The sequence below is a fragment of the Enterococcus sp. DIV1368b genome (genome assembly GCF_050529595.1).
GTDB classification, from domain to species: domain Bacteria; phylum Bacillota; class Bacilli; order Lactobacillales; family Enterococcaceae; genus Enterococcus_B; species Enterococcus_B mundtii.
The window spans coordinates 374,761-387,299 of sequence record NZ_CP172883.1 but is presented as its reverse complement, the minus strand read 5'-3'; the positions used below and the strand labels follow the sequence as shown (position 1 = coordinate 387,299).

Below are 12,539 nucleotides of genomic sequence, written 5' to 3'. Positions count from 1 at the left end.
TTTTTATTTTTAAAGCGTTTTGTTACGTATGATTGTTTGTACAGCTGCTCTTATTTTGGATGCTTCTTCATCCTGTTTCTTTTTCCGTTCATCGTATTCTTTGAAAAGTACTGGATTGCCATATTTATAAACGCAGACTGCTAGACCAATAGCTACGACATTAAATAGGTACTGTTGTGTCACCAAAGCTAAGAGATAGCAGCCAATTGCTAGAAAAAGAAGTAGTTGCCATTTTATTTTTTCGCTCTTTCCCATTTTTGTCGCCCCTTTACTTTTTGAAAAGTTTAGCCATTCGTCGCACGTACTTGCGTAGATTGTGTCCCTTGTTCTTCATATCTTTGACTTGGCACCTTTACCTTGCTCATATATTTATACAACCAAACAAACATTGCGATAAACAGAACTGACCCGATGATACCCAAGATATTTCCTTTAAACGCTTCTGCAAACAAGATTCGAAATTCCGGTCCTTCGATCGAAGACCAGGTAATTTGTTGGCCTTTTTGTATTCCTTCAACTGCACCGGTTCGATCTGCTAAGCCCGTTAAGATTGGAGTTAAATAAGTGGCTGCATACAGATAAATTGGCATCGAAATGACCCCCATGATCAGCATACGAACCAAATTTCCGCCTGTGAGTAATAAACCACCTACTGCGATCGAATAGTTGATAATTCCCGCTAAAGGTAAAACAGCATTTCCCGGTAGAACGATTGAATAACCAATAAAGACTGGTACTAATAAGATCGCGGCGACCCAAATCTCAGTGCGACCAGCTAAGATAGGCCAATCTAACCCAATGTAAATTTCCCGGTCTTTAAACCGTTTTTTCATCATTTCCGACATTGCATCGGCAAGTGGTGAAAGAGACTGCATAAACATTTTTGAGATCATTGGGAATAAGGCCATTGCTGTAGCGATTTGAATAGCTAAATTTAATGAACCCGAAACCCCATAAGCTGCGGCCAACCCTAAACCCAAGCCGATGAGAAATCCCATCACTGAGTTTTCAGAGAAGATACCGATTTTCTTTTTTAATGCTTTTGTATCGGCGCGCCGGTTAAAGAAAGGAATTTTATCCATGATCACATTGATTGGTAATAAGAGTACTGCTGAAATATTCATTAAGTGTGTTACGGTTACTAAAGGGATACCTGTCAAATCCTCAATATGGCGTTGGAACATATCTCCCATCTTAAGTTCCAATATGACCTGGATGATGGCAGTAACAAACCCAGCCAGTAAACTACCACTGACAAAGTAGACAAGATAGGCCGTTAGTGCTTTGCCCCACACATTCCACATATCGACATTGAGCGTCTTTGTCCAGTTAAAAATCAACATAATAAAATTCACACCGAGAACAACTGCGAAGAAAATAAATGCATAGGACCATGACCAGGTGATACTCGCCGCTCCAGTCCATCCTAGATCTAGCGCCGGCAAATTCAAGCCCGTATTTTTTGCCAATGCTTCAGATGCTGGACTAACTGCGTTTGACATAAAACCAATGACCATCGACATCCCTGTAAAAGCAATGCCTAACGTAATCGCGGACATAAATGCTTTTTTGAATTTCATACCCGCAATCAAACCTAGGAGCAAAATGATTAGTGGTACAAAAATGGCGGAACCCAAATCTAGAATATAATTGATAACATCTTGAAATAGTTGCATTTTTTTCACTTCTTTCTTTTGATAAGATTTTTTTGTGCTAGGCAATCAATTCCTTGATCTCATCATAAATAGCATCCATACCCATGCCCGTCAGAAACGGAATTCCGGCAAAAACATGTACTCCTAACTCTTCTGCTTTTTCCAATACTTCATCATCTGGCTGTGCAACGTAAACATAAATCCCTGTCAATGGCAATTCATTTTGGATAGACTTATAATCCACTGCTTCAACGGGGAAATCGATCCCATCGTCTTCAAGCATCCCAGCGATTTTACTTGCGATCGTTTGACTTGTTGCAACACCACTCCCACATGCTACGATTAATCTTTTTTTCATCTTAAAATCCTCCCCAAAATTCATTTTATATTCTGCGTTACCAATTGATAAATTACTTGTGCCTCTCGCGCTTCAATGAATGCCTTTACAAATTTTCCATCCATAAACAATGCCATTAATGATTGTAATAAGCCGACTTGTTCTTTTGGTTCTTTGATTCCTAAAAAAAAGAGATTCCTTACCAGCATTTCTTGACTATCTCCCATTTGCTTTATCTTCACCTCAGTACTTAGACGTACAATAGCAATAAAAGGCTTTTCGACATACGCTGGTTCTGAATGAGGTAAGCCAATGTTTAAATACTGCGTAATCAGCCCAGTTGGAAAAACTTGTTCTCTTGCTATTAATCCCTTTAAATAATTCTCATTAACAAAAGCTTCTTTCTGTAGTCGTTTCGCTACTTCTCCAAATAGATCTTCCAAATTGTCTCCTTCCAAATCGAGAAAAATCAGCCTTTCATCAAACATACTCGTGTAGTCCACCTATTCTTCCTCCTCGTTCAACTTACATGATAAAAAATGTTAATGTTTGTTAAGATGTGTTTCACAATGTAAATATACAATAGTATTTATTCGTTGTCAACGCTTTCTTTTTTGTCAGTTTTTTCTAAATGTCGGCTCTTTTCTGCAAATAAAATTAACAAACTTTAACACATCCAAACATTTATCCTTGCTTTTTCTGAGTGTAAATGCTATTAATTAATGTATAAAGAAAGTTGAAAAAATTAACTTGAAAGATCGTTAATCCAACCCGAGGTGAAACTATGTTAAAGAAAGAACGGCAAGAAAAAATTTTAGCGTTAGTGAATCAGCATGACTACTTATCCATTGCAGAAATAGCTAAAACATTAGACGTTTCCGGTATGACTATTCGTAGAGATATTACAGAGTTAGCGGATCAATCTTTATTGGTAAAAATTTATGGTGGCGCGCAAAAACTAGAAAAAATCGAGCATGAGCTTTCTACCCAAGAAAAAATCGAGACAAATGTTCTTCAAAAAAAATTCATCGGAAAAGTCATGAACAGTATCATTTCAGATAACGACACTATTTATATTGGTGCCGGAACAACGACGCTCCATGCTTTACCTGAACTAAAAAAAGCAAACTTATTCGTGATCACAAATAGTTTGCTCGCCTTTAATTACTTAATTTACAATACAAATTATCGTGTACTGTTGACAGGTGGGGAATTTTCCCGCACAACGGAAGAATTTTATGGAGAAACCGCAGAAAAAAGTTTTGAAAATTTAAATATCGATTTCGCTTTTGCTGCTACAAATGGGATCTTCGAAAACAATATCACCACTGCGAATCTTGTTGAAGGTTCGATCCAACAAGTTGCTTTCGAACATTCCCGCAAAAAATGCATCGTTGCAGATAGCTCTAAATTTAATCGTTCCGACGTTTACACCTTTTACTCCCTATCTGATGTCGACTATTTAATTACTGATAATAAACTTTCTGAGACTACTTATGAGCATTATCGTTCCTTTACGGAAATCCTTAAGGAGGAAAAATAATGATTTTAACGATTACAATGAACCCTTCGATGGACTACACCTATCTTGTGCCCTCACTACAATTGGATCAAGTGAATCGGGTGGATAACCCGCATATATCAATTGGGGGAAAAGGCATCAACGCTGGCAGAGTCATCGCACAGTTAGGAGAAGAAGTTTTATTAACCGGTATTTTGGGAGGAAATGTTGGCAAATCGATTCTTGATTCTTTACTAGCTGAAGAACATTATTTATTAGATTTTCTCACTATCAATGGAAATTCTCGCAATGCGATTACGATCATGCACGACGGAAACACCCATACAGAGCTGGTAGAAAAAGGACTTTACTTATCTGATGAAGATGAGAAACTTTTTTATCATCATCTCTCCATGTTAATTGAGCAACATCCGATTACCGTCGTCTGTATTTCTGGCTCAGTAAACTCTGCGAATGGTCACTTTCACGCTCAATTGCTTCAATTTATCCGTAAAGCATTAGGTGAACAGATACCGATTCTAATGGATATATCTGGCGAACAACTAAAAAATTGTTTAGCCCAAACGAATGCTCGTCCGAATTTTGTTAAACCAAATCAGCATGAATTAGAAGAGCTGATTGGACGAAAATTATGTTCATCTCAAGAAATTTTTACTGTGCTAGAGAGCACTCTTTTCGAGGGGATCGACACCGTTATGGTTTCCCAAGGTGGCGATGGGGCAATCGTTAAGTACCAATCCACTTTTTTTAAGATTGAGATTCCTAAAATTGCTATTGTAAATACAACAGGTTGTGGCGATTCAACAGTTGGTGGAATGGCCGTAGCATTGAATAAACAGTATCCAATTGAACAAGCATTGTCCTATTCGATGGCTTGCGGCATGTCTAATGCGCTCTCGAAAACAAACGGTACGATCGATGTCGCGCAAGTCGCTGAATTCAGCAAAAAGATCCACCTTTTCAAGATCAAAGAATAAATCGCTACATATTCTCTGTTCCCTTGACTGTTCAAAAAATTCTTTGATACAAATAAAAAAAGCCCTGGATAAGTACAACTGATTTTTCCAGTTTTTCGGCTCTATAATTTATGGAACAGAATAATCAATTCTGATTCATAAATTATAGAGCCGAAAAAAGCCAGACAATTGTCTGACTATAACAAACCTACTTATTTTTTTGTTTAGCAATTGGAAGTCTTGATCAATGAATTGGTAACAATTTTCACAATGATATTTTTTCGTTTGAATATTGAACTGAATCAGTTCACCACAAGCATAATCGAACGATACAGCCGCTCTTCGTTCTAATACTTATAATGGACGTCCCCAAAAAGTATAGCCTAATTGTTGTTCTTTCATTTACTTCGTTCCTCCCTAAAAATATATTTATTCGTAGCTGGTATGATGACTCATTTAGCCAATGATACCTCTTAACGTGTGAATCTGACCTTAGAATGCTCGTATGAACACGTTTTTTATATAATAGTTCTCTCTTTTGCTAAATAAACATCACTATCAATTTTATAACATAAAACAAAATACTGAAGTAGTGTACAAGAGACGTACATAACTAAAATCCCTCTATATTTTCTCACGAGTTTAAAGAAGCCTTCTTTCAAAATAAAAATTGTCTACCGAAACTCTTACGGTAGACAAAATCAGTAAATTATTCTTCAACTCGCTTATATCCGTATCCCTCATACAGTTGGATAACAGATTCCACGGAATAAGTCGAATCCTTAGTATCTGTGATAGATACTAGGTCAGCAACGTTAACTTTATTTTCTTCATCAAGAAATAAGTCTGAGTAGCCAATTATAGCAGTAAATTCAGAATTCAACTTGTTCTCAGTTCCACCGTAATACCTCTTTACGCTGACAATCTTTATCAGATTTCCATTGTTTGTTGCAGAATGAAAACTAAACTGTGAGTCAGTGCTATTTCTAGCAAATTGTCGATAAGATAGGCCCTCCTCTTTTATCTCAAATCGAGATCCGTAAGATTTTTCCGGGCTCCAATCTTTATATGATCTATTCACTTCTTCATCGATCATACGTTAATATCGTCTAAATTAACAATATCAGTAGCTTTTTCGGCAACTTCATCTAATCCTTTAACTTCAAAACTAGGATCAAAAGTATCATCTAAAAGATAACTTCTATCTGCCAAACGATTCTCTAAATCTTCTGATATATCAATTTTTGCTAGATCCCCTTCTTAAATTTCCCATCATCAACTAAAGTAAATTGAATATAACGTAAATCGTCCGGAAGAGTATTATCAATTGTTGCAGTGCCAAGTCCACTAACACCGTTAAAGTTAACAACTAAATATTTTTCAACCTCTCCTGTTATTAACTTCTTTGGTTCATCAAGACCTTTAATAACTATTTCTTTATCCCCACCGACTAAATTTTTAACTTTTGAAGAATCAACTTCAAGTGTTAATTTAGCACTATCTCCATTGGATAACTCTGAATTTTTATCTAAATTTATACCTAACATTTCTTCAAGTTGTTTATCATCATAATAGGCGTTGTTACTTTCAAAGGTTAACTCCTTATCATTCTCAACCAAATAATTACGAAGACGTTCATGATCAACAAAATAACTACCAGTTTCTCTGGTATTTAACCCCTTAAAATTGACATCAACAAAGTCTATCATCTCGATATTCCCTTGCCCACAACCCGACAATAGAACCACACTAATAACACTACCTAAAAACAAAAATTTTTTTCATCACTAACTCCTCACAATTTTCGTGAAAATAACAATATTTGAAAATATTACTTATTTTATGAGATTTTACTATAATTATATCATAAGGATTTAACACTATAGGAAAGATATTAAAGCTGTTGCTGTTGCTTTTTAGGATCAATACTTGGAGAATATAGAAACAAAAATAAACGGTAAGGGTAAACAATAAACATTATAAACTTTTTAACTTTCAGTTTTGAGTAAACTCAATTATACTCACACAATATCTTCCTGCGATTTACACAAATTTACACCTTATTCATTCACTAATTCTTGATTGAATAACTAGATTTCAGACCATCTAAACTCTTTTCCAAATAGAAAAAGGCATTCTTATTGCTGAAAATATCGATCGAATTGATTATCTGGAATGTTTTCTTGATCCAGATATTACTTCTCTTTTAAGTGGAGGATACAAAGCAACGGGCAAAAAAATATATGAGAATTCTTTAATGGACTTGTAGAGACATAAAAAAATTTTGGTATATTTTTGATCTCTCAATAGAGTACAACAAATTTAAAGGTGACTTATTTCAACCTCTTGATATATTATTCTCGTACATTATGATTTTTTACCGAAGAATTTCTAACTGATCCTCTGGAGACGTTTGGCTCTATAAACATTGACATAGTTAAAGCTTTCTCTTTAATGTTATTAAAATTCCTACTTATGTTTTCTTTATCTTTTTCTACATTTTTTCTAATATCGTTAACGTTTAATCGTATCACCGATATTTCTTCCTTAGTCAAATGATTGACTCGAACTTTCTTTCCTTCTAATTTTATAAACTTTTTAAATCTACTAAAAAGACTCTTTTTTTTATTGTTATCATTGAGTGATACTTCAATCTTATAAGAAGCTACTCTTTTAAATTCTGGAATGCTATTAGTGAAATGTTTATTTAATATTTTACCATTTTCTATCTTCCTCATAACTTTAATGTCTTCTGGATAGTTTTTCCTATCATCTTTTAAATAACAATACATTTTATATTGATCTCTTAAATAGTTGCTGATATCAGTTCCATACCCCATTTTTTCTAACCGGAAACAAGCAACTTCTGTAAGAATACCGTTTAAAGAATCCGTTCTACCTTGTTTATCAGTCGCAAAGATCAGCTGCCCTGGAGAACTTTTTTCTGAGAGTACTCTTTTTAGTGAAGCTACTACCTCTTTCATTAAACAGTTCCCTTGTATATATTGGCTTGATGTAACATTGCGTCCATAATGCTCGCTCTTTGCTATTTTACTAAGAAAGTGTAACGGTTGATATTTTATATCAGAAGGTTTAAATCCTCTATCTGTAAACCCACTTGCAATAGCTTTAGCCATTGAATTAATTCCATCAGGAGTATTATCTATTTTATAGAAATAATTGCTTACAATATAATTTCTTCCATAATTATCGAGAATTTCATTTGCTTTTTCAAGACGTTCAGGAGGAGAAACACCCGCTTTGTCAAATATTTCCACTTGAATTTTTTCATCGTTTTTTTTTATGATGCATGACACTTCATGCGCTCCAGTTCCAGTTCTAAAACCAGTTGGCACTACTAAGAAACTATCATCATTATGATTGATAAGTTGTTCAGTATAATGAGATAAAAGAGTAGCATTTTGGGAAGCATAATAGCTTCGATCTAAAGAAGACTTTATTAAATCAATATTACGATGTTGAAGTTCTTCTGGGTAAGATTCAATAACCTGTTTTACGAGTGGAAATATTTCTTTTTGAACATCTAATTTATCTAACGTATTTCCTTTAAAATTAAAATTTTGAAGGAATAATTCACATATATCTTTACCATACCTTTTACTCTTCATGTACTCAGTTCTTTTTTTATCGATTTCTGCGATTAATTTTTTTTCTTCTTTCTTACTAATCATTATGTTTCCCCCTGGCGAATCTTCTTAAGCATGGAAGATTTTATACTAACACTTCACTAACTTATCTAAAATTAATACAACGATTTTAACCATAGATACACAGCAAATTATTTAATTTATAAAATGAGATAATACATTATTGATTTTGTTTCTAAATTGACCATATCTTCTACTTAAGTTTCATTATCAATATGTTTAAACTTTCTCTCTGTTTTCATTCAACTAAATTATTTGGTAGTTAACTTAGTCCTTTAATATAATAATCAGCTAATCTGTGATTTTTTTGTTTAATATCTTGGGTGCCAATTACTATATTCTCGTTCTTTCAATAAAGTATAGTATATCTAACACAGAAAAATGTAATCCTTCTTTTTCATAGACACATGAAAAAACTTTCATTGGTGTAGATGATGAATTATTAGGGTGTATTTTAAATAGTTCGAGAAAGTAGGTGAAAAATTGAAAGTTGCATACATTCGTGTCTCTTCCCTTGATCAAAATGAACAACGCCAAATTGAAGAAATGAAACAATTTGGAGCAGAAAAAATTTTTATTGAGAAACAATCAGGAGCCACAATTTCAGAAAGACCAGCTTTTCAAAAAGCTTTAGATTTTGTACGTGAACAAGATACTTTTATTGAGAGGCTATTGATCGATTAGGAAGAGATTATAATGAAATTATTGCTTCAGTTAATTACCTAAAAAATAATAACATCCGACTGATCATTACTAGTCTACCTATCATGGCTGAATCAATTGGTAATCCTCTCCTAGATAAGTTCATTAAGGATTTAATCATTCAGATTCTTGCCATGATTGCCGAGCAGGAACGTACAGAATCTAAATGACGTCAGGCACAAGGAATTAAGATTGCTAAAGCGAATGGTGTTTATAAAGGACGCCCTAAGCTATACAGCGCAGACACAAAAGATCCTCAACGTCGCCTTGTTTATAAAAGCATCGTTGAGGATCTGAATAAGGGTGTTGCTATTTCAACAATTTCAAAAAACTACAATATTACTAGACAAACAGTTTATAGAATTAAACATGAAATCAACAATAAGAATGACTATATAAAAACAAATAATCATTAACCAATGAAAAAATTCTTACCAAAATAAGAGTCTACGCATTTAAGTTACTCCAATCAGGCCATCGATCTATTATACTACATTGAAAATCATGGAGTGATTCGGTTCCTTACTGCGATCGTACCCACATAATTCTTTGAAGTAGGTGAGATAGTCACTTTCAACGATTCTAAGTATTTCTTTCACATCTAGAAAATTATCAAAGTTGAGCAAATCTGCTAATAGCCTCATCTTGGCATCGATTCCTAAGATCTCCGGAAATATTTCCCAAAAATTTTCCTGACAGATCTGACTCACTAAGGTCTCCAATTGTTGGATCTGGGTGTTTAAATAGACCTTTAGGTCTTCACTTGCTCGCTTTTCAGCCTCTTCAAAGATACTTTTAAAGCCCTCCAGATACGCTTTTTTTGTAAAAAATGTCGTCATTTTTTTCATTCCTTCTTTTAAAATGTTTCCTGATCGATCAGTGGATTCAACTGATGCTTGACTCTTGCCCAATCTTGCGCCGTAGGAATACTGCTCATAAGAATATGATCCGTGTCAAGAGCGAAATCCAAAAGATACGGTCGATAGTTCGTTACAATCAAATCAACATGCACATCATTTAAACGTTCCGGCGTCAATTCTTGAAGCTGCATAAACAACAGCTTATGATATTCTCCTAATAGTACACGTGCCTGCATTCGAATCGATTGAACTATTAAGTAGTCACCTTCTAATAAAAATAAAACTTTTTTGACCGGTTGGTAATAGTGGAACAATAAGTTCATATATGTCGTAAAACTCACCACGATATCTTCAAAATATTGGGCAGAAAAACTGAGTACTTGGGCGTGTTTTAAGAGGAATTGTTTATGGGCCTCATAAATCTGTTTATCGCTTTTCTTCACCATCCAATGGATTTCTTCTAGCTCTTTGTTCAACACCGGACCCACTGCTTCATTCATCAAACGCGAAATGAAAAAAGAGGTCATAAACTGTCCTAGAGTATTCGTATCCCACTGTTCAAAGAAAGGGTCAGAAAGGTAATCTGACACGATAAACTGAAGATCCTTCCAGTGGCTGAATCGTTGGTTAAAAGTTTGTTCTTGGTCCACACGATGAATCGTCCGTTTGGAAATAATCAATAAATGGATCCAAGCAAATTCTTCTTTTGGTAGATAAATCTCATATTCCTCTTTGATCCTTTCTTGTAAAGAATAAAGCAACTGAAAATCTTTTTCTTGATAAATGCTTGCTTTTAGCCATTCAGGTAAGGACACAAAATGGTTTTGATGGACTCGGACCATTGCGATATAAAGATGGTAATAAAAGGCTGAAATCGTGATTCCTGTACCCAATTCATACTTCCCCAATTTACCAGACAGTTCATTCAAGACCAACGTATGTAAGCTTTCTGGCGGACGGATTGTATACGGAGTCTGTTCACTGCTATAATAAAAATCAAAAAAGAACTTTCGGATATTGACTTCTTCCCCTAAAAAATTGACTGGATTAAAAGCCAATGTTAACTCATACTCAGCTAATACCGGTCGGATTCTTAAAAAAAACCTTCGTAAAGTACTCTCTGCGTAACTGTATTGGTGAGCTAAGTCAGCTATTGTAAAATCTTTTCCACAAAAAACATTTCCCACGATTTCAAATAGCACTTCGTTTTCCAACAGTTGTTCTTTTTTCTCTTGGTAGTCACTACGATTTCGTTCTTCAAAATGATACCCACTGTAATTCGAACGTAATTCGATGCTTGTACCAAAATATTTTTTGAATGTTTGAATATCTTTTATTAAGGTACGTTGTGAAATAGCTAGTTGTTCACTCAGCTCTCCAATCGTAAAACGCCGTTCTTGTTCCATCACACTTAACACCTGCATCCATCGCTTGACCTCTGCGCTGGTAATAAAAGCCATCTGAAACTCACGCAACTTTTTTCCTCCTCACTTTTTCAAATATTTATCTTTCCTGACCGTTAAATCATCTTGACTCAGAAAATACAGAGAGCACTTCAGCGATTTTCTCCTTGCTAGGTACGTAGGGAAGTTCAATCGTTGCACGAGCGTTTCTAGCTTGTGGTTGATTCACGATTTGTACATAGCGTACTAGTCCGAGCGGATTCATTTGGGCAGCTTCAACCGCCTGTAAGCCAGATTTTTTTAAAATCGTTTCAACTTCCTGTTTGATCCATCGTGTCAAAGCTCGTGGGCCTACTAGCTGATAGGAAACATAAATCGTCTGGCTATATTTTTTCTTCTCGGCTAAAAAACGTTTCATGAGTACGTCTAAAGGAGACGGTTTCTCACGGCTTGCATACGGCACTTGTGCTGGTGCTTCAAGTGTAGGCAACTGGAAAAAGGCCTCCATTAAAAAGAGGAGTGTTTCGAAAAAACCATAAGTCAGACCTTCGGTCTCACGCATTGGTAACTCATACTCACTCACAGGTGAAAATGTGTGGATAAATACTTGTTGTGTCATAGGGTTCAGAAACTGGCGTTCATCTAATGAGAGGAGGAACAACGCGGCTTTTTCTGATCCTGGAAGAGCCACACTGACCTGTTGATCCAAAGCCTGGGTTAGAGTCGTCTGAACTTGTTTATATGCCACTTTTTCATGTAAGCAATGTCCCTGGTCAACCCGTTGCTTGGCTATTCGCAGCCATTGATTAAACAAAGTTTGGTCTAGGTGCCAAGGTCCTTCTCGAATCACCACTTTCTCCTGATATAGGTCCTGAATATGTTCTGAAAGAAACCTGGGATACAATGGTAAGGTGAAATAAAAATCATAAAGAAATTGGCGAATCCCCGCTTCTTCCCCCCATAGTTGATTGGTTTTAGATTCAATTTTTATCCCATAATAGTTCGTTAATAACGTTTGAAGCTGTCGTTTCATCCGTTGAAAGCTTGTACTCGAAACATCAAGATGTGCCACCCACTGTTGATTGTCTAAACACTTTCCCGCAGCCAACTGATCCACCAAGAGAAAAAGTTTCTCTTTATCCAGTAACGCTTGTTTCTCCTTATAATACCCTTTAGGGTTAAGAAAGGAAAAGTGATAGCCCTTCTCATCACCGATCAAATGGATCCTCTCACCAAAGTAGTCCTTGATCTCCTTTATGTCCTCAATAATCGTCCGTCGCCCAAAACCAGTTTGCTCAACTAAGGTGTGGGCGATAACGTGTTCCTCTTCTTCTAACGTTGCCAATAAGACCAACCAGCGTTTAGTCTTATCCGCCATGACTAAATGATCAAATAAAATGTGCATATTTTATCTCTCCTTTCTAAGAAGAAAAAGA

The 12,539-nt window shown here is 35.4% G+C and carries 12 protein-coding genes and 1 pseudogene; 3 read left to right on the top strand and 10 right to left on the bottom strand.

Annotated elements, in window-relative coordinates:
- Positions 1-9 precede the first annotated feature (9 nt).
- The 4 genes from IGJ19_RS01845 to IGJ19_RS01830 are packed head-to-tail and all read right to left on the bottom strand — an operon-like array spanning position 10 to position 2,495.
- On the bottom strand, positions 10-255 hold the full coding sequence (locus IGJ19_RS01845) for a hypothetical protein (protein WP_161641560.1): 246 nt from the start codon (positions 253-255) through the stop codon (positions 10-12).
- Positions 256-284: 29 nt separating this feature from the next.
- Positions 285-1,676, bottom strand: coding sequence for a PTS galactitol transporter subunit IIC (locus IGJ19_RS01840; protein ID WP_195273655.1), 1,392 nt, complete (start codon positions 1,674-1,676; stop codon positions 285-287).
- Positions 1,677-1,713: 37 nt separating this feature from the next.
- A complete protein-coding gene (locus IGJ19_RS01835; RefSeq protein ID WP_071866568.1) occupies positions 1,714-2,013 on the bottom strand; it encodes a PTS sugar transporter subunit IIB in 300 nt (99 codons plus the stop codon).
- 20 nt (positions 2,014-2,033) lie between these two features.
- Positions 2,034-2,495: a PTS sugar transporter subunit IIA gene (locus IGJ19_RS01830; protein ID WP_071866567.1), complete on the bottom strand. Its 462-nt coding sequence runs from the start codon at positions 2,493-2,495 to the stop codon at positions 2,034-2,036.
- A gap of 281 nt (positions 2,496-2,776) precedes the next feature.
- Between IGJ19_RS01830 and IGJ19_RS01825 the strand changes: the two genes are divergently transcribed.
- Together IGJ19_RS01825 and IGJ19_RS01820 are read left to right on the top strand one after the other, a co-directional pair.
- Entirely contained in the window at positions 2,777-3,535 is a 759-nt protein-coding gene (locus IGJ19_RS01825) for a DeoR/GlpR family DNA-binding transcription regulator (RefSeq protein WP_430604335.1), read from the top strand.
- The gene (locus IGJ19_RS01820; RefSeq protein WP_074800533.1) at positions 3,535-4,491 is read left to right on the top strand and encodes a 1-phosphofructokinase family hexose kinase; all 957 of its coding nucleotides are present in this window, start codon (positions 3,535-3,537) and stop codon (positions 4,489-4,491) included. The genes IGJ19_RS01825 and IGJ19_RS01820 overlap by 1 nt, the downstream gene beginning before the upstream one ends.
- A 688-nt stretch (positions 4,492-5,179) precedes the next feature.
- Here the strand turns inward: IGJ19_RS01820 and IGJ19_RS01815 are convergent.
- The 3 genes from IGJ19_RS01815 to IGJ19_RS01805 all read right to left on the bottom strand — a co-directional run bounded on the left by IGJ19_RS01815 (position 5,180) and on the right by IGJ19_RS01805 (position 8,162).
- Positions 5,180-5,566, bottom strand: a complete 387-nt coding sequence (locus IGJ19_RS01815; RefSeq protein ID WP_071866564.1) for a hypothetical protein — start codon at positions 5,564-5,566, stop codon at positions 5,180-5,182.
- Positions 5,567-5,717: 151 nt separating this feature from the next.
- Positions 5,718-6,179, bottom strand: a complete 462-nt coding sequence (locus IGJ19_RS01810; RefSeq protein WP_430604334.1) for a hypothetical protein — start codon at positions 6,177-6,179, stop codon at positions 5,718-5,720.
- Positions 6,180-6,824: 645 nt separating this feature from the next.
- Positions 6,825-8,162 (bottom strand): hypothetical protein, encoded by a 1,338-nt coding sequence (locus tag IGJ19_RS01805; protein WP_430604333.1) that lies wholly within the window; start codon positions 8,160-8,162, stop codon positions 6,825-6,827.
- A gap of 459 nt (positions 8,163-8,621) precedes the next feature.
- On the opposite strand from IGJ19_RS01805, the pseudogene IGJ19_RS01800 reads away from it, so the two are divergent.
- Positions 8,622-9,256: pseudogene (locus IGJ19_RS01800) on the top strand (recombinase family protein).
- 69 nt (positions 9,257-9,325) lie between these two features.
- On the opposite strand, the gene IGJ19_RS01795 reads toward IGJ19_RS01800, so the two are convergent.
- Genes IGJ19_RS01795 through IGJ19_RS01785 form a run of 3 tightly spaced genes read right to left on the bottom strand, consistent with a single transcriptional unit; the run spans position 9,326 to position 12,508 of the window.
- Positions 9,326-9,679, bottom strand: a complete 354-nt coding sequence (locus IGJ19_RS01795; RefSeq protein ID WP_071866604.1) for a DUF7006 family protein — start codon at positions 9,677-9,679, stop codon at positions 9,326-9,328.
- 17 nt (positions 9,680-9,696) lie between these two features.
- Positions 9,697-11,175, bottom strand: coding sequence for a helix-turn-helix domain-containing protein (locus IGJ19_RS01790; protein WP_115357200.1), 1,479 nt, complete (start codon positions 11,173-11,175; stop codon positions 9,697-9,699).
- Between the two features lie 49 nt (positions 11,176-11,224).
- Positions 11,225-12,508 carry a helix-turn-helix domain-containing protein gene (locus IGJ19_RS01785; protein WP_108146381.1) on the bottom strand — a complete coding sequence of 428 codons (1,284 nt, stop codon included), beginning with the start codon at positions 12,506-12,508 and terminating at the stop codon, positions 11,225-11,227.
- Positions 12,509-12,539 lie beyond the last annotated feature (31 nt).

Bases quoted from the DNA above. Each gene is read 5' to 3' on its own strand.
- IGJ19_RS01845 (WP_161641560.1), bottom strand. From the start codon at position 255: ATGGGAAAGAGCGAAAAAATAAAATGGCAACTACTTCTTTTTCTAGCA.
- IGJ19_RS01840 (WP_195273655.1), bottom strand. From the start codon at position 1,676: ATGCAACTATTTCAAGATGTTATCAATTATATTCTAGATTTGGGTTCC.
- IGJ19_RS01835 (WP_071866568.1), bottom strand. From the start codon at position 2,013: ATGAAAAAAAGATTAATCGTAGCATGTGGGAGTGGTGTTGCAACAAGT.
- IGJ19_RS01825 (WP_430604335.1), top strand. From the start codon at position 2,777: ATGTTAAAGAAAGAACGGCAAGAAAAAATTTTAGCGTTAGTGAATCAG.
- IGJ19_RS01820 (WP_074800533.1), top strand. From the start codon at position 3,535: ATGATTTTAACGATTACAATGAACCCTTCGATGGACTACACCTATCTT.
- IGJ19_RS01815 (WP_071866564.1), bottom strand. From the start codon at position 5,566: ATGATCGATGAAGAAGTGAATAGATCATATAAAGATTGGAGCCCGGAA.
- IGJ19_RS01810 (WP_430604334.1), bottom strand. From the start codon at position 6,179: ATGATAGACTTTGTTGATGTCAATTTTAAGGGGTTAAATACCAGAGAA.
- IGJ19_RS01805 (WP_430604333.1), bottom strand. From the start codon at position 8,162: ATGATTAGTAAGAAAGAAGAAAAAAAATTAATCGCAGAAATCGATAAA.
- IGJ19_RS01795 (WP_071866604.1), bottom strand. From the start codon at position 9,679: ATGACGACATTTTTTACAAAAAAAGCGTATCTGGAGGGCTTTAAAAGT.
- IGJ19_RS01785 (WP_108146381.1), bottom strand. From the start codon at position 12,508: ATGCACATTTTATTTGATCATTTAGTCATGGCGGATAAGACTAAACGC.